Annotated in this window: 27 protein-coding genes and 1 pseudogene; 14 read left to right on the forward strand and 14 right to left on the reverse strand. The window is 66.6% G+C overall.

The window, feature by feature from the left end; all coding sequences use genetic code 11:
* The 8 genes from PMI15_RS03835 to PMI15_RS03870 all read left to right on the forward strand — a co-directional run.
* Positions 1-1,058 (forward strand): trypsin-like peptidase domain-containing protein (locus PMI15_RS03835; RefSeq protein ID WP_007863911.1); only part of this gene is annotated, 1,058 nt, incomplete at its 5' end.
* Positions 1,059-1,189: 131 nt separating this feature from the next.
* Positions 1,190-1,843: a BON domain-containing protein gene (locus PMI15_RS03840; protein WP_007863914.1), complete on the forward strand. Its 654-nt coding sequence runs from the start codon at positions 1,190-1,192 to the stop codon at positions 1,841-1,843.
* 41 nt (positions 1,844-1,884) lie between these two features.
* Positions 1,885-2,259, forward strand: coding sequence for a hypothetical protein (locus PMI15_RS03845; protein ID WP_007863916.1), 375 nt, complete (start codon positions 1,885-1,887; stop codon positions 2,257-2,259).
* 268 nt (positions 2,260-2,527) lie between these two features.
* Positions 2,528-2,878 carry a hypothetical protein gene (locus PMI15_RS03850; protein ID WP_007863917.1) on the forward strand — a complete coding sequence of 117 codons (351 nt, stop codon included), beginning with the start codon at positions 2,528-2,530 and terminating at the stop codon, positions 2,876-2,878.
* A gap of 87 nt (positions 2,879-2,965) precedes the next feature.
* Positions 2,966-3,397, forward strand: coding sequence for a YeeE/YedE family protein (locus tag PMI15_RS03855; RefSeq protein WP_007863919.1), 432 nt, complete (start codon positions 2,966-2,968; stop codon positions 3,395-3,397).
* Between the two features lie 11 nt (positions 3,398-3,408).
* A complete protein-coding gene (locus PMI15_RS03860) occupies positions 3,409-3,846 on the forward strand; it encodes a DUF6691 family protein (protein ID WP_007863921.1) in 438 nt (145 codons plus the stop codon).
* Between the two features lie 4 nt (positions 3,847-3,850).
* The gene (locus PMI15_RS03865) at positions 3,851-4,561 is read left to right on the forward strand and encodes a DUF599 domain-containing protein (protein ID WP_007863923.1); all 711 of its coding nucleotides are present in this window, start codon (positions 3,851-3,853) and stop codon (positions 4,559-4,561) included.
* Positions 4,558-5,439 (forward strand): MBL fold metallo-hydrolase, encoded by an 882-nt coding sequence (locus PMI15_RS03870; RefSeq protein WP_007863924.1) that lies wholly within the window; start codon positions 4,558-4,560, stop codon positions 5,437-5,439. The genes PMI15_RS03865 and PMI15_RS03870 overlap by 4 nt, the downstream gene beginning before the upstream one ends.
* Positions 5,440-5,503: 64 nt before the next feature.
* Here the strand turns inward: PMI15_RS03870 and PMI15_RS03875 are convergent, their stop codons facing one another.
* Genes PMI15_RS03875 through PMI15_RS03885 form a run of 3 tightly spaced genes read right to left on the reverse strand, consistent with a single transcriptional unit; the run spans position 5,504 to position 7,385 of the window.
* Positions 5,504-5,893 carry a chaperone modulator CbpM gene (locus PMI15_RS03875; RefSeq protein ID WP_007863926.1) on the reverse strand — a complete coding sequence of 130 codons (390 nt, stop codon included), beginning with the start codon at positions 5,891-5,893 and terminating at the stop codon, positions 5,504-5,506.
* Complete coding sequence (locus PMI15_RS03880) at positions 5,874-6,794, reverse strand: DnaJ C-terminal domain-containing protein (RefSeq protein ID WP_007863928.1); 921 nt, start codon at positions 6,792-6,794, stop codon at positions 5,874-5,876. Before PMI15_RS03880 ends, PMI15_RS03875 begins: the two co-directional genes overlap by 20 nt.
* Positions 6,795-6,848: 54 nt before the next feature.
* The gene (locus PMI15_RS03885; protein WP_007863930.1) at positions 6,849-7,385 is read right to left on the reverse strand and encodes a universal stress protein; all 537 of its coding nucleotides are present in this window, start codon (positions 7,383-7,385) and stop codon (positions 6,849-6,851) included.
* A gap of 272 nt (positions 7,386-7,657) precedes the next feature.
* Between PMI15_RS03885 and PMI15_RS03890 the strand changes: the two genes are divergently transcribed.
* Together PMI15_RS03890 and PMI15_RS03895 are read left to right on the forward strand one after the other, a co-directional pair.
* A complete protein-coding gene (locus PMI15_RS03890; protein WP_007863932.1) occupies positions 7,658-8,311 on the forward strand; it encodes a BON domain-containing protein in 654 nt (217 codons plus the stop codon).
* 47 nt (positions 8,312-8,358) lie between these two features.
* On the forward strand, positions 8,359-8,787 hold the full coding sequence (locus tag PMI15_RS03895) for an Hsp20/alpha crystallin family protein (RefSeq protein ID WP_007863934.1): 429 nt from the start codon (positions 8,359-8,361) through the stop codon (positions 8,785-8,787).
* A gap of 96 nt (positions 8,788-8,883) precedes the next feature.
* Here the strand turns inward: PMI15_RS03895 and PMI15_RS03900 are convergent, their stop codons facing one another.
* The 6 genes from PMI15_RS03900 to PMI15_RS03925 all read right to left on the reverse strand — a co-directional run bounded on the left by PMI15_RS03900 (position 8,884) and on the right by PMI15_RS03925 (position 16,351).
* Entirely contained in the window at positions 8,884-9,333 is a 450-nt protein-coding gene (locus PMI15_RS03900; protein ID WP_007863935.1) for a universal stress protein, read from the reverse strand.
* A 2-nt stretch (positions 9,334-9,335) separates the two neighbouring features.
* Complete coding sequence (locus tag PMI15_RS03905) at positions 9,336-12,056, reverse strand: acetate--CoA ligase family protein (RefSeq protein ID WP_007863938.1); 2,721 nt, start codon at positions 12,054-12,056, stop codon at positions 9,336-9,338.
* Between the two features lie 33 nt (positions 12,057-12,089).
* Positions 12,090-12,539: a universal stress protein gene (locus tag PMI15_RS03910; protein WP_007863944.1), complete on the reverse strand. Its 450-nt coding sequence runs from the start codon at positions 12,537-12,539 to the stop codon at positions 12,090-12,092.
* A gap of 4 nt (positions 12,540-12,543) precedes the next feature.
* Positions 12,544-13,074, reverse strand: a complete 531-nt coding sequence (locus PMI15_RS03915) for a hypothetical protein (RefSeq protein ID WP_007863945.1) — start codon at positions 13,072-13,074, stop codon at positions 12,544-12,546.
* Positions 13,075-13,189: 115 nt separating this feature from the next.
* Positions 13,190-15,745 carry a cation-translocating P-type ATPase gene (locus tag PMI15_RS03920; protein WP_007863948.1) on the reverse strand — a complete coding sequence of 852 codons (2,556 nt, stop codon included), beginning with the start codon at positions 15,743-15,745 and terminating at the stop codon, positions 13,190-13,192.
* Positions 15,746-16,351, reverse strand: coding sequence for a hypothetical protein (locus PMI15_RS03925; RefSeq protein WP_007863950.1), 606 nt, complete (start codon positions 16,349-16,351; stop codon positions 15,746-15,748).
* A 29-nt stretch (positions 16,352-16,380) separates the two neighbouring features.
* On the opposite strand from PMI15_RS03925, the gene PMI15_RS24665 reads away from it, so the two are divergent.
* Together PMI15_RS24665 and PMI15_RS03935 are read left to right on the forward strand one after the other, a co-directional pair.
* Complete coding sequence (locus PMI15_RS24665) at positions 16,381-16,947, forward strand: TraR/DksA family transcriptional regulator (protein ID WP_238541068.1); 567 nt, start codon at positions 16,381-16,383, stop codon at positions 16,945-16,947.
* 70 nt (positions 16,948-17,017) lie between these two features.
* The gene (locus tag PMI15_RS03935; protein ID WP_007863954.1) at positions 17,018-17,476 is read left to right on the forward strand and encodes a universal stress protein; all 459 of its coding nucleotides are present in this window, start codon (positions 17,018-17,020) and stop codon (positions 17,474-17,476) included.
* A gap of 96 nt (positions 17,477-17,572) precedes the next feature.
* On the opposite strand, the gene PMI15_RS03940 is transcribed toward PMI15_RS03935, so the two are convergent.
* The 5 genes from PMI15_RS03940 to PMI15_RS03960 are packed head-to-tail and all read right to left on the reverse strand — an operon-like array spanning position 17,573 to position 21,320.
* Complete coding sequence (locus tag PMI15_RS03940) at positions 17,573-18,898, reverse strand: ATP-binding protein (protein WP_007863956.1); 1,326 nt, start codon at positions 18,896-18,898, stop codon at positions 17,573-17,575.
* A gap of 32 nt (positions 18,899-18,930) precedes the next feature.
* The gene (locus PMI15_RS03945; protein ID WP_007863958.1) at positions 18,931-19,602 is read right to left on the reverse strand and encodes a response regulator; all 672 of its coding nucleotides are present in this window, start codon (positions 19,600-19,602) and stop codon (positions 18,931-18,933) included.
* Between the two features lie 33 nt (positions 19,603-19,635).
* Positions 19,636-20,403, reverse strand: a complete 768-nt coding sequence (locus tag PMI15_RS03950; RefSeq protein WP_007863963.1) for a cytochrome b/b6 domain-containing protein — start codon at positions 20,401-20,403, stop codon at positions 19,636-19,638.
* On the reverse strand, positions 20,375-20,854 hold the full coding sequence (locus tag PMI15_RS03955) for a diheme cytochrome c (protein ID WP_007863965.1): 480 nt from the start codon (positions 20,852-20,854) through the stop codon (positions 20,375-20,377). Before PMI15_RS03955 ends, PMI15_RS03950 begins: the two co-directional genes overlap by 29 nt.
* 34 nt (positions 20,855-20,888) lie before the next feature.
* Positions 20,889-21,320 (reverse strand): DUF1924 domain-containing protein, encoded by a 432-nt coding sequence (locus PMI15_RS03960; protein ID WP_007863966.1) that lies wholly within the window; start codon positions 21,318-21,320, stop codon positions 20,889-20,891.
* A gap of 170 nt (positions 21,321-21,490) precedes the next feature.
* Between PMI15_RS03960 and PMI15_RS03965 the strand changes: the two genes are divergently transcribed.
* Both PMI15_RS03965 and PMI15_RS03970 read left to right on the forward strand, forming a co-directional pair.
* Positions 21,491-22,951, forward strand: a complete 1,461-nt coding sequence (locus PMI15_RS03965) for a bifunctional aminoglycoside phosphotransferase/ATP-binding protein (RefSeq protein WP_007863969.1) — start codon at positions 21,491-21,493, stop codon at positions 22,949-22,951.
* A gap of 75 nt (positions 22,952-23,026) precedes the next feature.
* A pseudogene (locus PMI15_RS03970) lies at positions 23,027-23,421 on the forward strand (thymidine phosphorylase); the annotation flags it as partial.

The raw sequence follows: 23,421 nt of genomic DNA on the forward strand, positions 1-23,421 counted from the left end.
AGGTACGGCTTGCGGACGGCCGCCACTTTCCCGCCCGGCTGGTCGGGATGGATCGCATCACCGACGTGGCCCTGCTGAAAATCGAGGCCACGGGCCTGTCGCCCGCCCCGATAGGCGACTCCTCGAAGCTCGCCGTCGGCGACTGGGTCGCGGCGATAGGCTCGCCCTTCGGCTTTCCGGGCTCGGTCACCGCGGGCATCGTCAGCGCGAAGAACCGCTTTCTGTCCGGCAGCGGCGAAACCGCCTTCATCCAAACCGACGTGGCGATCAATCCCGGCAGCTCGGGCAGCCCGCTTTTTAATGCCGACGGCGAGGTCGTCGGCCTCAACTCGCTGATCTACAGCGGCAGCGGCGGCTATATGGGCGTGTCGTTCTCCGTGCCCATCAACCTGGCCGTGGACATTGCAGGGCGCCTGCGCTCGCACGGGGAAGTACGGCGCGCCTGGCTGGGGGCCAGGCTGCAGGGCATGACCGCAGCACTCGCGCAGTCCTTCGGGGTGCGCGACCCCACCGGGGCGCTGGTGGTCCAGGTCACGGCGGGCGGCCCCGCCGCGCGGGCCGGCCTGGTGCTCGGCGACATCATCACGGCATTCAACGGGGCCAAGGTCCGGGATTTCAGCAACCTGGCACTGCAGATGAGCGACCACGGCGCGGGCATTCCCGCGACGCTGGAGGTCTGGCGCCAGGGCCGCAAAACCACCGTATCCGTCGTGCTGGCGGAGTCGCCCGCCGCAGGGTTCCGCGCGCCGGCCACTGCGGATTTCAGCGCTCTCCCGAACCTGGGCCTGGCGCTCACCGAAATCGGCAAGGATTTGCGCGCGCAGTTGCGGATAGACGGCGGCCTGCTGGTGCGCCAGGCCGCGGGACAGTCGCGCAGCGAAGGCATACAGCCCGGCGACGTGATCATCGCCGCCAATGAACTCCGGCTGGACAGCGTGGCGGACTTTGATCGCATGCTGTCGCGCCTGGAGCCCGGCGCCGGCGTCGCGCTGCTGGTGCTGCGGGACGGCCATGCGGCCTATGTGCCGCTGCGCATTCCCGCAGCGAAGAAACTTTAGCGGGCCCTGAAGCAGGCGCCGGCTGGCGCAACAAGCAAACGCTTGAGGAATATCAAAACAGGGCCCCTCCCGCCTGTCTACAGTGACATCACCACTCCGTGGTGGTGATCACCTCACTCAAGGAACAAGCCATGAAAACCGATTTGCAACTCAAGGCCGACGTCACCGCCGAACTGGCCTGGGAACCCGCCGTCAATTCAGCCGGCATAGGCGTCCTCGTCAATGACGGTGTCGTCACGCTCACGGGCCATCTGGACACCTTCGCCGAAAAAGTCGCGGCGGAAAAGGCCGTCCGGCGCGTGGCGGGTGTGCGCGGGTTGGCCATCGAACTGGATGTGAAACTGGTGGCGGCCCACCATCGCAGTGATTCTGAAATTGCGTCGGTCGCAGCGTCCGCCCTGCGCTGGAGCGCGATGTTACCGCCCGACCGCATCAAGGTCGAGGTGGAAAAAGGCTGGGTCACCCTCACAGGGGATGTCGACTGGGCCTACCAGCGCAACACCGCTGAAAAATGCGTGCGCGGCCTGGTCGGTGTGCGTGGCCTGTCCAACAACATCGCTGTCAAGCCCACGGTCAGCGCGCGGGACGTCGCAGCGGAAATCTCCGCCGCGCTCGAACGCCAGGCCGAGCGCGAAGCCCGGCACATCCAGATCGACGTGAAAGGCGGCGTCGTCACCCTGCACGGCAAGGTGCACTCCCTGGCCGAGCGCGATGCCGCCGCCGGCGCCGCGTTCGCCGCCAAAGGCGTCACCCGTATCGTCAACAAGCTGGAAGTCACCGCCTGAGGCGGCGGCCTGTTTCCGCCTATTTTTTTAAGGAATACCCCATGCCCTTTTTTCACGCCGTGGTCTGGCTGGACCATCACCAGGCCCAGTTGATCCAGTTCGACGCCGAACAGTCCGAGGCGCACAAGCTTCACGCGCATTCCCATGCCACGCCCCAGCACGGCAGCGAGGTGCGGACCCAGCATGAATTTTTCGGCGAGGTCTGCGATGCGCTGGACGGCGTCGAGTCGATTCTGGTAACGGGCGGGCACACGGCACAGGCCGACTTCCGCCACTACGTCGACAAACACCGCCCTGCACTGGCGCCGCGCATCACAGGCTGGGAGACCGTGGACCACCCGAGCGAGGCCCAGCTGCTGGCGCTCGGCCGACAGCGGCGACACCAGGCGGCCATAGGCCTGGCCACCGGTCATTGACGGCGTACGGCTAGGACGGGGCCGTTGCCGCGCAGAAGCGGAGCAGCACAAGCCGCTCCACCTGCCAGGGGCCACCTGAGGCGGCGTGCCGGGTCGGCGCCGTCCCCCATCTTCATTCGACGGACAGTGGCCCGAGGTTGGCAACGCACCCGCCCAAGCGGTGGTGCAAAGCCCGTCACCCCGCGCGGCCACGCTACTTGATCCAGCGCAAACCACAAGACCCGGCGAGAACTTATCGTTGCTTTACCCTTTGACCTAGGAGAAATACATGCACACGCGTTCAACTCACCTTTTCACCTTTGCCTTGACTTTCCTGGCGGCAGGCACCGCTATGGCGCAGCAGGCAGCACCTCCCGCAGCACAGGCCGCGTCGGCGGCCCGGCCCGGCCCTCGCGCCGGCATGGGTCCCGGTATCGGCCGCGACTTCACACCCGGCTGGATGATGATGGACCGCGCGGAGCGCGATGCCCATCGGCAACAGATGCTGAACGCCAAATCGGCTGAGGAGTGCCGCCAGGTCCGTGACGAACACCTCAAGCAGATGACCGAACGCGCCAAGACGCGGGGCGTCACGATGCCGGGCCCCCGCCACGATGCCTGCGCAAGCTTTCGCCCCTGAGTGCTCTGCGGGACAATGGTGACAGCGGTCTGCGGACCTCAGTCTTGAATTACCTGTTGCCCGAAAGACTGGCAGAAAGAGTTACCCATGCACATCGACTGGAATGCGTTCACGCCATGGACGGCCCTGGCGGGCGGCGGCCTGATCGGCCTGGCAGCGGCGATGTTCGTGCTGCTCAACGGCCGCATCGCCGGCATCAGCGGAATACTGGGAGGCTTGTTCCGTCCCGCGCGCCGCGACATCGGCTGGCGCGTCGCTTTTGTGGCGGGACTGGTGGGTGCCCCGCTGCTGTTTGCGCTGTTCGCCCAACTGGCGCGGCCGCAGATTGATGCCGGCTATGGAACCCTGATTGCGGCCGGATTCATCGTCGGGCTGGGCACACGCTACGGCTCCGGCTGCACCAGCGGACACGGTGTTTGCGGCATCTCGCGGCTATCGCCCCGTTCGTTGGTCGCCACGGCGGCGTTCATGCTGGCCGGCTTCGCCACGGTGTTCCTCGTGCGTCATGTTTTCTTGTAGGGTGAGCCAATATGTATAGCTTTCTTTCCCTGCTCGCCGGCGCGGTCTTCGGCCTGGGTCTGCTGGTCTCCGGCATGGCGAACCCAGCCAAAGTGCTCGGATTCCTGGATCTGGCGGGCCCGTGGGACCCTTCGCTGGCGCTGGTCATGGCGGGTGCCATCGCCATTGCATCCCCTGCTTTCGGGGTGGCGGGTCGCCGCCCCCTGAGCCTCATGGGGCAGGAAATGAAGCTTCCTTCCTCCCGCACCGTGGACCGGCGACTGCTCGCAGGCAGCCTGCTGTTCGGAATCGGTTGGGGTATTGCCGGCTTCTGTCCGGGTCCGGCGCTCGTCGCGCTTGGCATGGGCGAAGCAAAGGCGCTCGTCTTTGTTGTCGCCATGCTGGTGGGAATGGGCGCGTTTGAACTGTTCGAACGGCTGGGCAATCCCCGCAATCAGAAGGCGGTGTGAGCCCATGGACGCGATGCTCGTCTGGCTGGCCGCCTGCGTGACCGGCGTTGCGCTGCTCTTCTACGAGGCCACGCTTGCCTTTGCCCAGCTCCGCAGGCCTGGGCAGTTGGCCCCGGCGGCGCATGCCAGCTTGCGCGAGCAATGGTTTGCCGCTGTCTCCGCACAGGAGGGCTCCGAGATCCTGGCGGTGCAGACACTGCGCAACGCATTGATGTCGGCATCAATGACCGCATCCACGGCCGCGCTTGCGCTGATGGGCACGCTGACGCTGGCCGTGCCGGCGCTGCGTGAGAAGCTGAGCGGCAGCCCCCGTTGGCATGCCACCTTCGAGCCCTGGCTGGTCATGGAGCTCATCCTGCTGGCCTTGCTGTTCGCTTCGCTGGTCTCCTCGGTGATGGCGGTGCGTTACTACAACCATGCCGGCTTCATAGGAGGCATGCCCGTCGGTTCGGACGCCCGCAAGCAGTGGACCCCGGCAGGCATCGTCTATGTGCGCAGGGCCGGCGTGCTTTATGGCTGGGGTTTGCGGCAGCTGTTGCTTGTCGCCCCGGTTGTGGCCTTTATCCTTCATCCCGCGGCGGGCCCGATCGCGGTGGTGATCGTGCTGGGCGTTTTATGGAAAATGGACAAGATCGGTTCCGGTTTTGCCGATCCGGGCCCGGAGCCTGAAAGCAGGCAACGGGCGCAAAGCAACTCTTCAAGGAAACCCCTATGAGCCGTACAGCGCGTATCCAGGCCTTCTTCGACGCGGAAACCTGGACTGTCTCGTATGTCGTGTCCGACCCGGCCACGGGCAGCGCCGCAGTGATTGATCCCGTGCTTGGCTACGACTTCAAGGCGGGTCGCACACATACCCAGGGGGCGGACGAGATACTGGCCTACCTTGCCACCGAAGGCCTGAAGGTGCAGTGGATACTGGAAACCCACGCGCACGCCGACCACCTGTCAGCCGCCCGCTACCTGCAAAAGCGCGTTGGCGGCCAAATTGCGATTGGCGAGAACATCAAGCAGGTGCAAGCGGTTTTCAAGAAACTCTTCAACCTGGAACGCACTTTCCTGCCGGATGGCAGCCAGTTCGACCACCTGTTCAAGGATGGCGAGCGCTTCGGAATCGGACAGCTGGAGGTCACCGCTCTCCTAGTGCCCGGGCATACACCGGCCGATATGGCGTACGCCTTGGAGGACGTCATCTTCGTGGGCGACACGCTCTTCATGCCCGACGTGGGTACGGCACGCGCGGATTTTCCGGGCGGCGATGCGCACCAGCTTTACCGCTCCATCCGCCGGCTGCTGGCGCTGCCGCGGGAAACGGCGATGTTCGTCTGCCACGACTACCCGCCGGAAACACGGCAGCCCGCGTGGGAGACCACCGTGGGTGAACAGCGGGACAAAAACGTCCACGTGCACGACGGGGTCACCGAGGAGGCTTTTGTCGCGATGCGGACGGCGCGGGATGCCACCCTCGACGTGCCGACCCTGATCCTGCCGTCCCTGCAGGTGAATGTGCGCGCCGGGCAGCTTCCGCCGCCGGACGACAACGGCGTGTCCTACCTGCGGATCCCGCTGAACGCGCTGCCCGGGGCAAAGTCCTGAAGGCGTATGCGCATGTGGTGCCGGCAAGAGCCAGTCCGCAAGCACGCCCCCTGACCCTGCGCCCCTAGGGTGCTTTCAGGCCGGCATGCGCTTCATGCCATGAAGCCGGGCCCTCCCGTTGGATATGGACATGCAGATGCGATGGTAGCTGCGCATGCAGCGCGCGCAGCTGTTTCTCAAGTTCGCTGATACGGTTGATATAGCCCAGCAGGATGGCAACCGTGAAGATGTCCACGTCGAAGTCGCTGCGAATGCTTGCCGCCTGGCGCAAGGGCGCGATGCAACGGGTACTGAAGACCGGCGGTTGAGGCTGGGCGTTGAGCGGCGCCAGCGCACCGTACTCCATCAGTTCCAGTATCTCCTTGCTGCTGAGGCCGCAGATCCGGCCCAGTTCCGGCAGATCCACGGTGTGCCGCCCGTCCAGCCAAAGGGATTCATGCGTTTGCGGATTCATGGGATTGCTCCTTGTTGGCGATGGCACGAGGGTTGAAACGTGATTCCGCGCGCAGCTGCTCGAACAGCGCCCGCTCCGGCGGCGTCAGGGCGGCCGGCACATCGATGTGTGTAACGGCGTACAGGTCCCCCCGCTGCCCGTGGCCCGTGGCCAGGCCGCGGCCGCGCAGGCGCAGCTTGCGTCCGGACCGCGTGCCGGCGGGAACCGTCAGCATCAGCGGGCCATCCAGTGAAGGAACTTCCACGTCCGCCCCGAGCGCCGCTTCCCAGGGTGACAGGGCCAGATCGAAGTAAAGGTCGTGCCTGTCCGCTCGCCAGACAGGGTGCGGTATCAGGGTGATATGAAGATAGATATCCCCGTCGGAACCACCGTGGGCGCCCTTGCCTCCCCTGCCGCGCAAGCGCAGCTTCTGCCCTTCGCAAGCACCTGCCGGGATCGTGACGGCCAGCGTGCGCGAGCCGTCTTCGTGCATCACATCAAGATTGATCGTGGTTCCGCGGTGGGCGTCCTCCAGGCTGATACGGGCCGCGGCCTCGTAGTCGCGACCATGCACGGTCGACGGGCCACCACCGCGCCGTCCCGCGAGCCCGGCCAGCAAGTCCGAGAGATCGACGTCGTCAAAAGCGTGCTCGCTTGATGCGTAGGCCCGGCGCCATTGCGGCGGGGGTGTGAACTCTTCGCCCGCACCACGCTGCTCCAGCTGGTCATAGGCGGCCCGCTTCTCGGCGTCCTTCAAGGTCGAATAAGCTTCCGCAGCTTCCTTGAACTTCAGTTCCGAGTCCGGCGCCTTGGAAACGTCGGGGTGGTACTTGCGCGCCAGTTTGCGATAGGCTTTTTTGATGGCCTCTTCATCGGCGTCGCGCGGCACGCCGAGAATCTCGTAATAGTCTTTGTACTTCATGCGGGGCCCTGGATGGCTGTATTGGCCTCTGGTTCACGGCATGCCGGCGCGGCGTCATTCAACGGACAGCGCGCCCGAGGGAAGGTTGACTCGCAGCGTCTGCGCCGAAGCCTCGTCCCCGGTGGCCTCCGGCTTGGCGGGTGGCTCCGGTGAGCGCACCAGCAGCACGGGAATGGGTGAACGCCGCAGGACGTTTTCGGCGCTGCTGCCCAGCACCACACGCCCGATGCCGCGGCGCCCGTGGGTGCCCAGCACGATCAGGTCGGCGGGCCAGGCGCCGGCTTCGGTGACGATCAATTCATGCACCGGAACCGCGAAGTTGTCGCGCAGCACGGTTTCCACCTCCACGCCCGCCGCCGCGGCAACGGCCTTGGCGTCGGCCAGCAGGCTTTTACCGCCTTCGCGCAGGCCTTCGAGCCATTCGCTGGGATAGCCCGCGTAAGCATCGAATGAGAGCGCGATGGACGTGTCGTCCACGACATGCAGCAGGCGCAGCTTGCCGCCGGTGAGCTTCGCCATGCGGATGGCCTCCTGCAGGCCGTGTTTGGAGGTGGGGCTTCCGTCGACGGGAACCAGGATACGTTGGTACATGGAGCACTCCTTTAGTCGATTAATGGGGAGTTCAGTATTCAGCGTCTTCCCTGTCCGGAATTGACCTGGCTCAAACGTCCTCAAGGTGCCTCGCAGACCCACTGGGTCTTCAGCACTATCGCGTGTGGTGTGTGTAGTTCTTTATGTCTCAGCATGGCGTACGGTGTCCCTCCTGGCGTGTACGGAGCTTGCGAAATGTCAATACAACAAGCGCTTTGCCTGTCTACAGTTTTATGGCCACCAGGTGGTGGCATTCATCCAAGGAAAGAACCATGAAAACAGATATGCAACTCAAGGCCGACGTCACCGCTGAGTTGGCCTGGGAACCCGCCGTCAACGCGGCCGGCATAGGCGTCCTTGTCAACGACGGTATCGTGACGCTGACGGGGCACCTGGACACGTTTGCCGAAAAATACGCGGCCGAGCGAGCCGTGCGCCGCGTGGCGGGCGTGCGCGGGCTGGCGATGGAACTCGACGTGAAGCTGGCCGCAGGCCATCAGCGCAGCGATTCCGAAATCGCCACGGCTGCCGCATCCGCATTGCGCTGGAGTGTCTTCATGCAACCGGACCGGGTCAAGGTCGAGGTGGAAAAAGGCTGGGTCACTCTCACCGGTGAAGTCGACTGGGCTTACCAGTCCAGCACCGCCGAGCAATGCGTGCGCAACCTGATCGGCGTGCGCGGGCTGACGAACAAAATCAGCGTCAAACCCACCGTCAGCACACGCAATGTGGCCTCGGAGATTTCCGCTGCGCTCGAACGCCAGGCGGAACGTGAAGCCAAAAACATCGCGATCGATGTCGAGGGAAGCGTTGTCACCCTGCGCGGCAAGGTGCATTCCCTGGCCGAGCGCGAAGCAGCCGCCGGTGCCGCCTTTGCCGCCAGGGGCGTGACCCGCATCGTCAACAAGCTGGAAGTCACCGCCTGAAGCGGCCCGTCCTTCCGAAACCCCATCACCCATTGAAAGGAAAGATCATGAAACAACTCCGCAAGCTGGAAGACTCGTTCGGCGACTCCATGGAGTCGGCAATGCGCCGCTTTTTCTCCCCCGCCTTCCTGGATACCGACAAGACGGCCCTGCAGATGCGCATCGACGTGGATGAAGAGGCGGATGCCTACACCGTCAAAGCCGACATTCCCGGCGTCAAAAAAGAGGACATCAACATCCAGGTCGACGGCAATGTCGTGCGCATCGACGCCGAGATGAACCGGGAAAAGGAAACCAAGGGCAACGGCGGCAAGGTCGTTTGCAGCGAGCGCTATTGGGGCGACGTGTCGCGCACCTTCAGCCTCTCGCACGACGTCGATGAAAGCAAGACCGTCGCGAGCTACAGTGACGGGGTGCTGACGGTGAAGCTGCCCAAGAAGGCCGGTGCGCCGTCCAGCAAGATCGTGGTGCAGTAGCACGCGTGTGCGCGGCCAGTCGCCATCGCCTCGAACCCGCCCCGGGTTTCGGGGCGCAGCGGCGGCGGGGCACGGGTATCCCGCGCCGGATGCGCCTCAGGCTTTAACCACCAGCACCGCAACAGGTGCATGCCGCACAATCTGTTCGGCGTCGCTGCCCATCAAGACGCGGTTCAGGCCGCGCCGCCCGTGCGAGCCCAACACGATCATGTCGGCACGCACCAGCCTGGCATGTTCCGCGACCACATCGCAAAGGCGCTCGGCGCCAGCTTCCAGCAGCACGCTGTCGCACATCACCCCTTTTTCTTCAGCCAGGCTGCGCATCTGCGCCAGCAGCCTTTCGCCGTCGGTGTGCATGAGGGGAAGCGCCTGCTCATGGTAGGCCCTGGCCGTCTCGAAGCCGTTGATGCAGTCCAGCTCGTCGATCACGTAAAGAAGCCGCAGGCGGGCCCCGTTTAGGCGTGCGAGTTCGATCGCGGCCTCCAGCGCCTTGACCGAGGTCTGGCTACCGTCAACCGGAACAAGCAGTTGGTGTAGTGAGGCCATTTTTAGCTCCTGTCGCTCCTGTCGATCTTGTAGCCGACGGCGCGGTGGGGGGACGGATTCAATGCGAGCCGCATCGAGAAAGTGTCTGAATCGCCGGCGTCGGCGACGGTGAAGCCGGCGGAGCGCGCCAGCCCGGCCATGGCGGTGTTCTCGCGCAGGCATTGGCCGCTCACCTCGGCCGTGCCGCGCGCGCGCAGGTAGTCCAGCAGCCTGTCCAGCAGCAGCCGGCCAAGCCCTTTTCCCTGCCACGGCGCGGCGACTTGGATCGCGAACTCCGCGCGTTCGTTGTCGGGATCGCAGACCGCCCGCACTTCGCCCACCATCTCCGGCGAGTCGCCGGCCCGCGGCGCCAGGGCGATGAAAGTCATTTCGCGGTCGTAGTCGATCTGGCTGTAGCGGGCCAGCTCCGAGTGCGGAACCTCGCGGCGCGCCATGAAAAACCGCAGGCGCATGTCGGCCGGGGTGGCGCGCGCGTAAAAAGTGGCCAGCCGCCGCCCGTCTTCCGGCCGGATAGGCCGTAAAGACAGGCTGATGCCGTTGAGTTGCACCTCCGCCTCCAGGTTTGCCGGATACGGGCTGATGGCCGGCGGCAATGGCGCGGCCCCAGGAGCGTGAAGGCCCATACGGGCATCCACCGCCAAAACCCCGTGTTCGTCCACAAGCAGGGGATTGATGTCGAGCTCGGCAAGCAGGGCTTGCTCGCATGCCAGCCGTGAAATCTTCTGGAGCACGTCGCGCACGGCGGCGGTGTCTGCCGGCCGGCTTCCCCGGTAGCCGCCCAGCAATACATCCATGCCGGCGCGCGACACCAGGTCCTTCGCGAGCGCATCGTTGACGGGCGCCAGGGCGACGGCGTGGCGCGCGTGGAGTTCGACCGCCGTGCCGCCCTCACCGAAAAGAATGACCGGCCCGAACACCGGGTCGCGGGCCATGCCCGCGATCAGCTCCAGCGCCCCGGGCCTGTCGGCCATGGCCTGCACGACGAAGCCCTGCAGCGCCGCATGCGGTGCCAGCCGCGCCAGGCTCTCGTCCATGCGCAATGCCGCCGCAAGCACCTCGTCGGCGGAGGTGAGCCCGATCTCGACCCCGCCGACATCCGACTTGTGGACGACGTCGGGCGACATCACCTTCAGCGCCACCGGGAAACCGATGCGCCGCGCCAGCGCCGCGGCTTCGTTCGCGTCCCGGGCCCGCCCCATCGACAAGGCCGCGATGCCGCAGGCCTGCAGGACTTGGTGGACCTGCACCGCGTCCAGCCAGCGTTGCCCGCAGGCCGCGGCCTCTTGAAGGATTTTGCCTATCCGCTCCGTGTCCGGCGGGCCGGCCTGTTCGCCCAGTCCCGGTAATTCCCGCAATGCGGCCTGGTTACGGGCGTAGGCGGCAAGGTGCAGCCATGCCGTGACGGCGCGCTCCGGCGTGTCGAAGCAAGGCACGCCGGCGCCCGAGAACGAAGCGCGGGCCGAAGCCACTGATGGCGCGCCCAGCCAGCAGGCCAGCACGGTTTTTGCGCGCTGCGCGACCAGCGGCAGGCAGGCTGCGGCGATGTCGTTTGCCGGGACGATGGCCGTGGGCGCGTGCATGAACAGCACGCCGTCGACCTCCGGCGCCGCCAGCAGGATGCGCAGCGCGTCCTGGTAACGCGACACCGGCGCGTCGCCCACAATGTCGACCGGGTTGCCGTGGGACCAGGCCGGGGGCAGGCAGGCGTCAAGCGCGGCCAGCGTCTGCGGTGAAAGTTCGGCCAGCCTGCCGCCGCCCAGGGCCAGCGCGTCGGCCGCCAGCACGCCGGCGCCCCCGCCGTTGGTGAGCACCGCCAGCCTGTGCCCGGCCCAGGCCTGCCTGTGCGCCAGGGTCTCGGCCGCGCCGAACAGGTCTTCCAGCGTGTCCACGCGCAGCATGCCGGCGCGCCGGACGGCCGCGTCGAACACCAGGTCCGATCCGGCGAGCGCCCCGGTGTGCGAGGCCGCCGCGCGGGCGCCGTCGGGCGCGCGCCCTCCCTTGACCACAATCACCGGTTTGTTGCGCGCCGCGGCGCGCGCGGCCGACATGAATTTGCGGGCGGAGGTCACCGACTCCATGTACATCAGGATGGCGCGGGTACCGGGGTCGCTGCCGAGGTAGTCGAGCACGTCGCCGAAATCCACGTCGGCGACGTCGCCCAGCGAGATGAAATGCGAAAACCCTATGCCCCGCCCGTTGGCCCAGTCGAGCATGGCCGTGGCCAGCGCGCCCGACTGCGTGACGAACGCGATGTTGCCGGGCAAGGCATTGCCGGGTGCGAAGCTGGCATTCAAGCCTATGCCGGGGACCAGGATGCCCAGGCAGTTCGGCCCAACGACGCGCAGCAGGTGCGGCCGCGCGGCGTCGAGCATGGCGCTTTCCCAGGTACCACCCTCTTTCCTTGCCTGCCGCAGCCCTGCCGACATGACAATCGCCGCACGTGTGCCGCGCCGGCCCAGTTCGGCGACGATGGCGGGAACACTTGCGGCGGGCGTGCAGATGACCGCGAGGTCGGGCGTGCCGGGCAGTGATGCCGCGTCGGGCCAGGCCTGCTCCCCGCTTATGCGCGTGTGCTTGTGGTTGACCGGCCAGATCGGACCCTTGAAACCTCCCGCCTTGAGATTGCGCAGGACGACGGCGCCCACACTGTTAGCGCGATCGGACGCGCCGATCAGGGCGACCGAGCGGGGTTGAAGCAGCGCTTCCAGGTTACGCACACTCATGGGTGACTCCAAAGCCGCAAGCGTCGGCGGGCTTCAGCCCTTTACCACCAGCACCGGGACCGGTGCATGCCGCACGATCTGCTCGGCGTCACTGCCCATCAGCATGCGCGCCAGGCCGCGCCTGCCGTGCGAGCCCAGCACGATCATGTCGGCATGGGCCAGGCGGGCCTCTTCGGCGACCTGCTCGCACACACGGCCGGTGCCCGACTCCACCAGCACGCTGTCGCACATCAGGCCCTGGTCGGTGACGCGGCGCCGCATCTGCGCCAGCATTCTTTCACCCCCGGCGCGCATGAGCGGGAGCAAGTCCTCGCGATACGCCTTGGGGGTCTCAAAGCCGTTGACGTGATCCAGTTCATCGATCACATGAAAAAGCCGCACATGCGCGCCGTTCAGGCGCGCCAGTTCGATGGCGGCATCCAGCGCCTTGGTCGAGGTTGGGCTGCCGTCAACCGGCACCAGCAATTGGTGTATCGAGGCCATGCGATCAGACGGCGCTGGGCGACAAAGTCGTCGGACGCACGGTTTCCTCTTTTCCCGCGCTGTCGCGGACCGCGCTGCCGAACACCTCCAGGGCGGACGAATAGCTGCCGTCGTCCACCGCGCGCGCGGTGAAGGAGGTCGACAACATCGGAGGCCGGCCGAGAATCCGGTCGATTTCGGCAAAGGCGTTGGTCGCGCCCTGCCCACCCATCACCGAGATGACCGCCACACACTTGAGGCCTCGTGCATGGTCCCGCACAAAACTGCGCATGGGCGCCGCCAGCTCGGCAAGCCAGATGGGCGCGATCAGCACCACCGTCTCAAAACCCCGCGGGTCCGGCCCTTCATAACGAATCGCGGGATGGCGCTTGAACAGCGAATCCATCACGCAGCGCAGCATGCCTGCAGCGCCCGTGCGCGATCGCGCCTCGCTGACCTGGCCGCACGGCCACTTGAATTTGCTCGACAGGAGATCGGCCACACGGCGCGATGTCCCGGTGTTGGAATAACAGACGATAAGGGTTCGCTCGGACATGGTTCTGCTCCTTGGAGGGTTGCGCGCAAACAAAGCTGCGGTCGGCCGGGCGCTGCGCGGGCATCGGCTACAGGCAAAGGGTATGGCGAACCGCCGGCTCGGCCCTTGAGGTAAATCAAGGGCGGCGGCCTTGCAGGGCCGCTGAAACCCGGCGCAAGGCCAGCAGCCACAGCGTCATGGCGCCCAGGATCAGCAACAGCGAGGCGGCGCCGCGCCCGGACGGGGCGACAAAACCCATGACCCCTCGCAGCCATGGCTGCCACAGCACCAGCGAAAGAAGCAGGGCCACCGCCGCGGCCAGGCGAGGCAGCCAGGGGTTTTTGAGGATGTTCACCGAATGGCGGTGAACCAGCACCAGAAGAAACAGGCCCGCGACCAGGCCCAGGAACAGCGTCGTGCGTATCTCGGCCGCCTGCCAGCCCTGCCCCAGCATGCAGCCGTTGGCCGCGAGCAGGGCCAGCGCCAGGCCCAGGCCTTGCAACAGGCCGTAGCTCATGTTGCGCACGGCGAACGGTGAATCCGTGGCCGGCCTGGGCGGGCGACGCATCAGCTTCGGATCCGCCGGCTGCGCCTCAAACAGGATGGAGCAGGCCGGGTCGATGATCAGTTCAAGCAGCACGATCTGCGCCGGCAACAGCAGAGCCGGCCAGCGCAGCAAGGCCGGAATCAGGGCCAGGGTCACGATGGGTGCATGCACCGCGAAGATGAAACGCACGGCGCTGCGGATGTTGTCGTCGACGTGGCGGCCCTGGCGTATGGCCGTCGCGATGCTGGAAAAGCTGTCGTCCAGCAGCACCAGGGCCGCGGCCTCGCGGGCCACGTCGGTCCCGCGCTCTCCCATGGCGATCCCGGCATCGGCGGCCTTGAGCGCGGGCGCGTCGTTGACGCCGTCGCCCGTCATGCCGACCGTGCCGCCGTCGGCCTGCAGCGCGCGCACCAGCCGCAGCTTCTGTTCGGGCCTGAGCCGCGCGCAGATGGCGGCGCTCCTCAAGCGGGTCCGCAGCGCGACGTCATCGAGCGCATCGATGTCCGCGCCCGTGAGCACATCGGACGGATTGGGCAGGCCTGCCTGGCGCGCAATCGCGCTGGCGGTCACGGGATGGTCGCCCGTCATCATGATCACGCGGATGCCCGCCTCGTGGCAATCCCGCACCGCCCGCGGCACCGTGGGCCGCAGCGGGTCGGCCAGGCCCAGCAGGCCGACAAAGCGCAAGGTGAGGTCCTGCTGGCCCGCGGGCAACCCGGCTCCCTGCCAATCGCCGCACGCCACGCCGAGGACACGCAGACCCCTGGAGGCCATGTCCTGCACCTGCAATTGCACGGCCTCACGCCGGTGCGCCTCAAGCTGGCACAGGCCCATGACGGCTTCCGGTGCCCCCTTGCAGGCCAGAAAATACCGCCCGGGCGCGCCGCCCTCATAGGCATGGGTGACGGCCAGAAGCTGCGGCGTGAGCGGATATTGCCGCACCGGCTCAACGCCCAGGCGCGCCCTGGAGTCCGGGGCCAGGCGGGCGTTTCCAAGTGCCCGTATGGCTTTTTCCATGGGGTCAAAAGGCTTGAGCGGCGTGGCCAGCATGGCGCACTCGGCCAGTTCCGCGAGCGCAGCGGGAAGCGGCGCGTTGCTGCCGGCCCTGAAAACGGTGTTCATACCCGCCAGCTCGACAAGTTCCATGCGGTTCAGGGTCAATGTCCCGGTCTTGTCCACCGCCAGCACGGTGATGGCGCCCAGCACCTCGATGGCGTCGACCCGCCGGGTGAGGATTTTTTGCCGGGACAATCGCCAGGCCGCCAGCGCCAGGAACACCGCGAGAACGACGGGAATCTCCTCCGGCAGTACCGCCATCGCAAACGCGATCGCCGGCAGCAGGCTGGCGACAAAGCCCTGCCCGTCCCTGAGCCAGCCCAGCAGGACCAGCAGCGCGGCCACCGCCAGCCCGGCGGCGGCGAATCCCCGCACGATGCGCCGTGACTGCCGGTACAGCCTCGAGGCTGGGGCCTGTGTCGTCGCCAGCGCCACGCCGATGCGGCCCATCGCGGTCCGGCCCGCGGTGGCCTGCACCCGGGCCAGGCCCGTTCCCTGCGTGACCACGGTGCCGGCGTAAAGCGACGCCCCGCTTTCGCCATCGGATTCAAGGCCTTGCCGCTGCGCGGGCCCCGGCAGCTTGGGCCTGGGCACGGATTCGCCGGTCAGCAGCGATTCGTCGGCTTCGAGGGCCCCTTCCAGCAAGTCGGCATCGGCGGCGATGCGGTCGCCCTCGCGCAACACCAGGACATCGCCCCGGACCACCTCGCGGCAGGCGATGCGAAGCTCCCGGCCGTCCCGGATGACCAGCGCGCGCGGCGCCGACAATTCACGCAAGGCCTCCAGCGCCCGCTGTGTTTTGCGCTCCTGGAACAGCGTCAGCGCGACGATCAACAAGACAGAGGCCAGCAAAAATGTGGCCTCGGCCGTGTCCCCCAGCACCAGATAGCCGGTGCCCGCCGCGAGCAGCATGAGGAACATGGGCTCCCTGACAACGCCCACGGCGGTTCGCCAGAAGCTTTGCTGTTCGGTGCCGGGCAAGAGGTTGGGACCGTCCGCCCGCAGCCGCGCGGCGGCTTCCTCATCACCCAGCCCCTGGGCCGCCGGTACGTTTTTTTGCGGGGCGACGGCCTGGGCGGCTGGGCTCATCTATTTTTTCGCACCGGAATCCGCACCCTTGTCCGCCGCCTGCTTGCCGGCCTCGGCCGATTCCTGAGCGGCTTTTTCGGCGCTTCTCAAGGCATCCTGCGTGGCCTTCATGGCTTTTTGCGTTTGCGCCTGGTCGGGCTTGCCGGCCTTGCGCAGCGCATCCTCTGCGCGCCCCGACGCCGCGCGCACGGCGGTTGCCGCCCGCCTGGCGGCTTCGGCCGCTTTCGCCGCCAGTTTTTTCATGTCGTCGGTGGCCGTGGCGGCGGCGTGGTCGGCTTTCTCACGGGCCTTTCTCGCGGCTTCGTCCGCCTTGAGCGCCTGCTCCCGGATATTCGCGGCGGCCCGGTGCGAGACGTCCTGGGCGGCGGTTTCGGCCAGCTGCAGCGTGAGCTTGACGAGGTCGGCTGCCGCGCGGGCGGAGTCGGCCGCCTCCTGCGCGGCCTTTTGCGCGACCGCTTTTGAACGCGCGGCCACGCCCGCCGGCGCGCTGGAGGCCCCGGCCGGGGCCTGGGATTTTTCAGGGGCCTGCGCCATGGCGTCTTCGGCGGTGTAACCCGCGGCGCATGTGGCGAAGGCCGCGGCGATCACAAAAGTCCTGGTGTTCATGGTCTGCCTTTCGACAAAGTTGGACACCCATGATGGCCAGGCCCGATGGCCGGGCATTTGACGTAGCGCAAGGGACGCGCATTCCCGGCTCCATGCAGTCGCCGTTCATCCGTGTTTGCGCCAGATCAAGGCCGGGCAGCCGGACTTTCCGGAAAATTCAACACGCAGCCACCACGGAAACTTCCATCCAACAGATCAAAGGCCCTCTCATGAAGCATTACGACAACTCACTTGCCGGGCACTTCGGCACGATCCTGGCCCAGCGAGAAGCCGAGTTAAGGGCCGTCCTGGACACAGGCAACAAAAAGGAACTCAGCGATGCACAGCCCGGCAACGGGGAGGTGCAGGACTTCAAGGACCTTGCCGAGCGGGAGCTGGAATCCGACATGGCGGCCATGGATGAGGCGCGCGCCGCGATAGAGCTGTCCCAGGTGCTGGCGGCCAGCCGCCGCCTTCGGGAGGGCAGCTTCGGCCAGTGCCTGGAATGCGGCAAGCCCATTGACCTGCGCCGCCTGGAAGTGCTGCCGTCTGCCGCGTTCTGCGTGGCCTGCCAGACGGCCGGCGAAACAACATCGCACCCATTAACCGGCGCTTGATCCGGGTCAATACACCATCACCAGGCGTCGTCAACACTCATGATGTTCCAATCCTGATAAGGCGCTCACCATGTTCAAACGAATCCTGATCCCCGTGGATGGCAGCGACACCTCCACCAAAGCCCTAGTCGCCGCCCTGCAGATGGCGCGTGAGACCGGCGCCAGCGTGCGGCTTGTGTATTTCGTCAACGAGATGGTCTACCTGGGCGGCATGGACCCCTATGGCGGCTACCCGGCCGACCTGGCCGGCATGGTGCGCGAGGGCGGGGCCAAGGTGTTGGCCGATGCCATGGCCGTGGCCCAGTCGGCCGGTGTGGAGGTCAGCCAGGTTATGCTCGATGAACCCGGAAGCCGCCTGGGCGAAGCCGTGGCCACGGCGGCCAGTCATTGGGGAGCCGACCTCGTGGTGGTCGGCTCGCACGGCCGGCGCGGCCTGGGGCGCGTGCTCCTGGGCAGCGGCGCGGAACAGATCCTGCGGCTGGCGCCTGTGCCGGTCCTGGTGGTCCGCAGCGTGCATCCGGAGAATTGAATTTCGCCGAAAGCCGGCTCACTTGTGGAGTGAACCGCGGACAGGACCACGAGACTCAACACGGTAAGGTCCAGCAACCGGAATCCTCGCGGCCATTTAAAGCGGGCTCAACTCCTGCGGCCCAAGCATCCGCACCACAAGACCGCCCAGTTCGGTCGAAGCTTCAACTTGCAGCAGCATCCCATGCACGGCCACGATGCGCCGCACAATGGACCAGCCAAGCCCGCTGCCGCTTTCGGTGTTGCCGGTCACCCGGAAAAACCGCTCACCCAGCCGCCGGCGTTCACCTTCGGCCATGCCCGGGCCGCTGTCTTCCACACGCAAAACCACCCGTCCATCCTGCTGCTGAACCGACACCTTCACGCGCGCCATCGGGGGGCTGTATCTCACCGCGTTGTCTATAAGGTTGCGCACCAGCACGGTCAGCAGGATTTCGTCGCCCTGAAGATGGCAGGATTGCGCGGCGTCCAGCTCCAGCGTCTGGTTTTTGCTGATGGCCTTGGGTGCCAGCTCTGCGACCACGCGCCGCACCAATGCACTCATGTTCACTGGCGCAGACATCGGCAGTGCAACCGCATCCAGCCTCGACAGGGTCAGCAGTTGCTCCACAAGCCGTGCCGCCCGGTCGCAGCCCTCGAGCGTGTTGTGCAGCGCGAGCCTTCGCGGCTCTTCGGCGGTTTCGCCCAGCGCCACCTCGGCCTGTGCCCGGATGGCGGCAATCGGTGTGCGCAATTCGTGGGCGGCGTCGGCGGTAAAGCGCCGTTCAGATTCCAGCAGCGCAGCGATGCGCGCAAACAGGGCGTTCAGGGCATCAACCATGGGCACCATCTCCGATGGCACGTCGTTCACGGCAAGCGGCACTATGGACGCCGGTTGCCGCTCGGCCAGCGCGTGGCCGAGCCGGCGCATGGGCGCAACACCGCGGTACACGGCCCACCACAGCGCAAGGGCAAGCAAAGGAAGCGCCAGGGCCATGGGCCACAGCGTGCTGCGCAGCACCGCCAGCAAGATGTCGTTGCGGGAGCCCGTTTGCTCTCCCACATACACCTGCACATCCTCCTCTGCGCCGTAGGTGGCAAACACCCGCCACGCTGAGCCGGCGATCTGCACGGTGGTGAAGCCGGTTTTGAAATGTTTGCTGCGCTCGACCATGGGCGTGACAGGTGCGTTGGCAGAGCGCAGCGTAAGCCGGTTCTCATGAAACACCTGGAACATCACCTTGGGCGCGTAGCGGTGCAGTGTGGGCGTATCAACGCCACGGTCGCCCTCCTCCAGCTCCTGTGCCTGCTGCACCACCAACAGGGCGGCAGCCTGGGCCAGGTGGCCATCAAGCAGCTCGTCAAGTTCATGGCTCGCATCCAGCCATGTCAGCGCCGCGGTCGCCAGCCAGACCGTCAGCACCACGGAAAGCACCATGGCCATCAGGCGGCCCTGCAGGGAGCTCGGCCGCGGAATCACGATTTCGGCGCGTCGCGCTGCAACATATAACCGACACCACGCACCGTATGGACCAGCGCGCTGCCCAGCTTGCGCCGCAGGTTGTGGACATGAACTTCCACGGCGTTGCTCTCCACCTCCTTGCCCCAACTGTAGAGCTGCTGCTCAAGCTGTTCACGGGAAAGGACACGGTTGGCGCTGAGCATGAGCGCTTGCAACAGGTCAAACTCGCGGGTAGACAGTGTGACGGGCTGGCCAGCCTGGTGCACGGAGCGGGCGGCCGGGTCGAGCACAACATCCTGCGCACGCAGGCACTCCTGCGGCTGGCCGTGCGCACGGCGCACCAGCGCGCGCAGGCGGGCGGCGAGTTCCTGCATATCGACCGGCTTGACCACATAGTCGTCGGCCCCGACATCGAGCCCGCGTATGCGGTCCGGCACCGCGTCCCGGGCTGTCAGTACCAGCACAGGCGTCAAGAAGCCCGCCCGCCGGATGCCGCCCAGGACCTCCAGGCCGTCCTTGCGCGGCAATCCGAGGTCGAGCACGGCGGCGTCATAGACCTGTGCGCGCAACTCGCGTTCCGCGGCCATGCCATCGCGAACCCAGTCAACCTGAAAGCCAAGCTGCCTCAGGCCGGACTGCAGGCCGTCACCCAGCAGCGTGTCGTCTTCAGCAAGCAGGATGCGCATGCGGCAATTGTCCCATTTGTTCCACGGAGGCGCTCAGTCGTGATCACCCTCCACGCCGGCAGCTTTCGCCGCTGCTGCGGGTCGGTCCATCAGGCGGCCGGAGGGAGCGCCTTGCCATTGCAGCCACCAGAAGCCCAGCACCGCCACGAGCATCAGGATTGCCACGCTGCGCCAGGCCCGTGCAACAGCGTCCTGAGGGCGGCCGGTCTTGTAGCCGGTGACCATGGCCCACACCAGGTTCTCACGGTGCAACCAGCTGGCAGCCAGCACACCGGCAATATGCAGCCCCACCACCGCCAGCATGGTGTTGGCGGCCAGCTCATGCAGGTCTTCCAGCCAGCCGCCACCAAGGTCGCTGTAGGTGGCCCAGCCCGTCGCCGCGATCAGCGCGGCCAGCCCCAAAAGCGCCACGATGGCCATCGCGCCGGCCGGATTGTGTCCGATATGGCGCTCCGGCCGGCGGCGCAGCAGGGCACGCAGGTAGCTTGCCACCGCGCGCGGTCCGCGCACAAAGCTGGAAAAGCGCGCGTAACGCGTGCCGATCAGGCCCCAGAGCACACGAAAGATCACCAAACCGGCCATGGTGTAGCCCAGCGTGACATGCAGCAGTCGCCAGCTTTCGCTTTCGGCGGTGAGGTAGGCCCCCGTAAAACTGAGCACCAGCAACCAGTGGAAAACACGCACCGGCGCGTCCCAGACAAGCACCCTGGCCGCGGCCTGTGCTTGAGCGGGTATTTCAGCCGAAGGGTCAGCCGAAGGGGTGCCTGCCGTGTCAGCGAGGGATGCGGATGTCGCGCTCATTGAATTCTCCTTGGTCAGCTCGTGTATGGCAGGCGATGCAGTTGGCTGCGTTTTTGACCGCCGGCAGTTTCCAGGTGGCGGGTGCCACCTCATCGTGTTTGCGGATGAACCACGCGGAACGGGTGATGCGATCCTGCGGCGGCTCTTGCTTCACGCGTTTGTAGGTACCCGCGTGGGCGTCTAGCCAGACGGACAGGTCCTTGACCGTGGCCGCGTCCAGCGAAGCGTCGGTGCCGTAATGGTTCTTCAGGTTGCCCATTACGCGCTGCCACGACGCTGCAGGCAGCATGCCCGGCGGGTACGCCACATGGCAGGCGGCGCATTCCTGCTGGTACTTCGGCAGCAGCGGCACCAGACGCCCGCCGTCGGCCAGAGCGGTGTGCGCAACGCCCACTGCGGCAAGCAGGCCGGCGCAGTAGGTGTAGAAGCGGGAACGAAGATGAAGAACCATGATGTTTTCCTTTCCGGAGGGGGTGTTGCCGGCGTCAGGGCTTGAGCGTGAGCAGCCAGCTCAGCACATCGGCCTTTTCGGCTGCGCTGCATTCGCGGCCCAGCACGTCGTTGCAGTTGCGGCGGAACCATTTTTCGGTTTTCACTGCATCCGTAAAACGCTCAGGGTTGAAGGACGGCGCCAATGGGCCGATCGACTTGCCGGTGGAGGCGTGTTTGCCAGCCTGCGTGGGCACGGCGCCATGGCAGGAGGCGCAGCTCCATTCGCGGCCCTGCCGCGTGGTGAACAGCTGCTGGCCCCGGGCCGGCACGGCAGGCGCACCGGCTTGGGCGGTGTAGCCGCCCAACATCTTCTCCGCCGGCGTGGCTGCCCGGACGACCTGCGTACATACCGTGCCGGCGAGGCAGGCTGCGGCGATTGCGAGGCGGAGACCCCTGCGGCATGGAGGCAACGACGAAAAGTTCATGGAAGACACCTCTTTTTTGAATGGCTTCATGATGTTGCGCCGTCCTTAGGGTTTTCTTAAGCGGGATGCGCTGTGCCCGAAATTGCGGCCGCATGAGGCGCCGACCCTGTTTGACACGCCCGTTTGACCGGAATCAAACGGAGTTCCCGGTCCCGGCCTATCCTCTTGCCATGCCCATCCAAGACGAGGCCCTTCTTTCCGCCCGTGAACGGGTCCATGCGCTGGCCCGTGTTGCGGGCGCGCGGGTGATAGAGACGCACATCTCCTGGGTGCTGCTGGGGCCGGAGTTGGCCTGGAAAATCAAGAAGCCTGTTCACCTTCCTTTTGTCGATTACGCCAGCCTGCAGGCCAGACGACACTTCTGTGAAGAAGAGGTGCGCTTGAACCGGCGGCTGGCGCCTTCGCTGTACCTGGGGGTCACGCGCATCACGGGCACACCGAACTCACCGCAGTTGGATGGCGAGGGGCCGGTGCTCGAATACGCGGTGCGCATGCGCCGCTTTGCGCCGGGCGCCCTGTTCTGCGAAAAAGCCGATGCGGGAGAACTGGGTGCGGGTGACGTTGACGAACTTGCCGCGTTGCTGGCCGGCTTTCATCAAAACGCGCCGCGCGCCGATGCCGCCAGCGGTTTCGCGGGCGCGCCGCAACGCCGGCAGGCGGCGCTGGCTGCACTCGAAGGCGCGCGGCCGCTGATGGACGATGCCGCGCACGCCGCGCTCATGGCCTGGCTCGAGGCCGAGGCGGTGGTCCTCACGCCGCTGTGGACCGCGCGGCTGGCGGACGGCCATGTGCGCGAATGCCACGGTGACCTGCACCTGGCCAATGTCGTGCGCCTGGAAGGCGGTGTCGCGGCCTTCGACGGCATCGAGTTCGAGCCGGCGCTGCGCTGGATAGACGTGCTGGACGACATCGCTTTTGTGGTGATGGATCTTTGCGCTCACCAGCGGCGGGACCTGTGTTTCCGCTTCCTCAATGCGTGGCTGGATGTGACGGGCGACCACGCCGGCCTGCCGGCGCTGCGCTTTGCGGTCGTCTACAGAGCGCTGGTGCGGGCCCAGGTGGAACAGCTGCGCAGTCCCGGCAGCCAGGCCGCGCGCCGCTACCTGGACACGGCTCTGGCATGGACAGCCCCGGGCAATGCCCGCCTGTTCATCACCCACGGCTTGCCGGGTTCCGGCAAAACCTTCGCCTCGCAGCGCATCGTCGAACGGGAGGGCGCGATCCGCCTGCGCTCCGACGTTGAACGCAAACGCCTGCACGGCCTGGCCATGCTGGAGGACTCGCGTGCGAAAGGCATGGATCTGTACCAGGCCGACGCCACCGAGCGCACCTACACCCACCTGTTTGCCGTGGCGCGCACGGTCCTGCAGGCGGGGTATCCCGTGGTTCTCGACGCCGCTTTCCTGCGCCGCGCCGAGCGCGACCAGGCGCATGCGCTGGCGCTGGCCCTGGGGGTGCCGTTTTGCATCGTGGACTGCGAAGCGCCGCTGGACGTGCTGCGCGCGCGCCTGCTGGCACGCCGCGGTGATGCCTCCGAAGCCGATGCCACCGTGCTGGACCGTTTGCGGGAGACGGCCGAACCGCTGTCCGCGCGAGAGCGCGCTTACGCGCAGGCGCCCCCGGCCGGGTAACGCAGCCCGGCCCGGACTTGCGTTTGATCAAGGCCGGCGGCTTCGGCCGCGCCTACAGTGGCAAGAAGGACCGCCATGCAGCAAGAAACGCCCTCCCCCCTCCCCAACCGCCTTCGCCTGCGCAGGCTGGGCATAGACACCTACCAGGAGCCGGTGCTGTACATGCACCGCGACTGCCCCGTCTGCCGCTCGGAAGGCTTCGAGGCGCAGTCGCGGGTGGAACTGCGGCTGGACGGCCGCACCATCGTCGCCACCGTTAACGTGGTCAGCGGCGATTTCCTGTCGCCGGATGAAGCCGGCCTTTCCGAAGCTGCCTGGCGCCTTCTCAACGCGCGGCCGGATGCGGAAGTTTCGCTGCACCACCCCGCGCCGCTCGAATCGCTGGGCCATGTGCGCGCCAAGGTCTACGGAAAGCGCCTGGGCCAGGCGGCGATCGACGCGGTGATACAGGACGTGGCGGCGGGCCGCTA

The organism is Polaromonas sp. CF318 (assembly GCF_000282655.1).
Classification (GTDB): Bacteria; Pseudomonadota; Gammaproteobacteria; order Burkholderiales; family Burkholderiaceae_C; genus Polaromonas.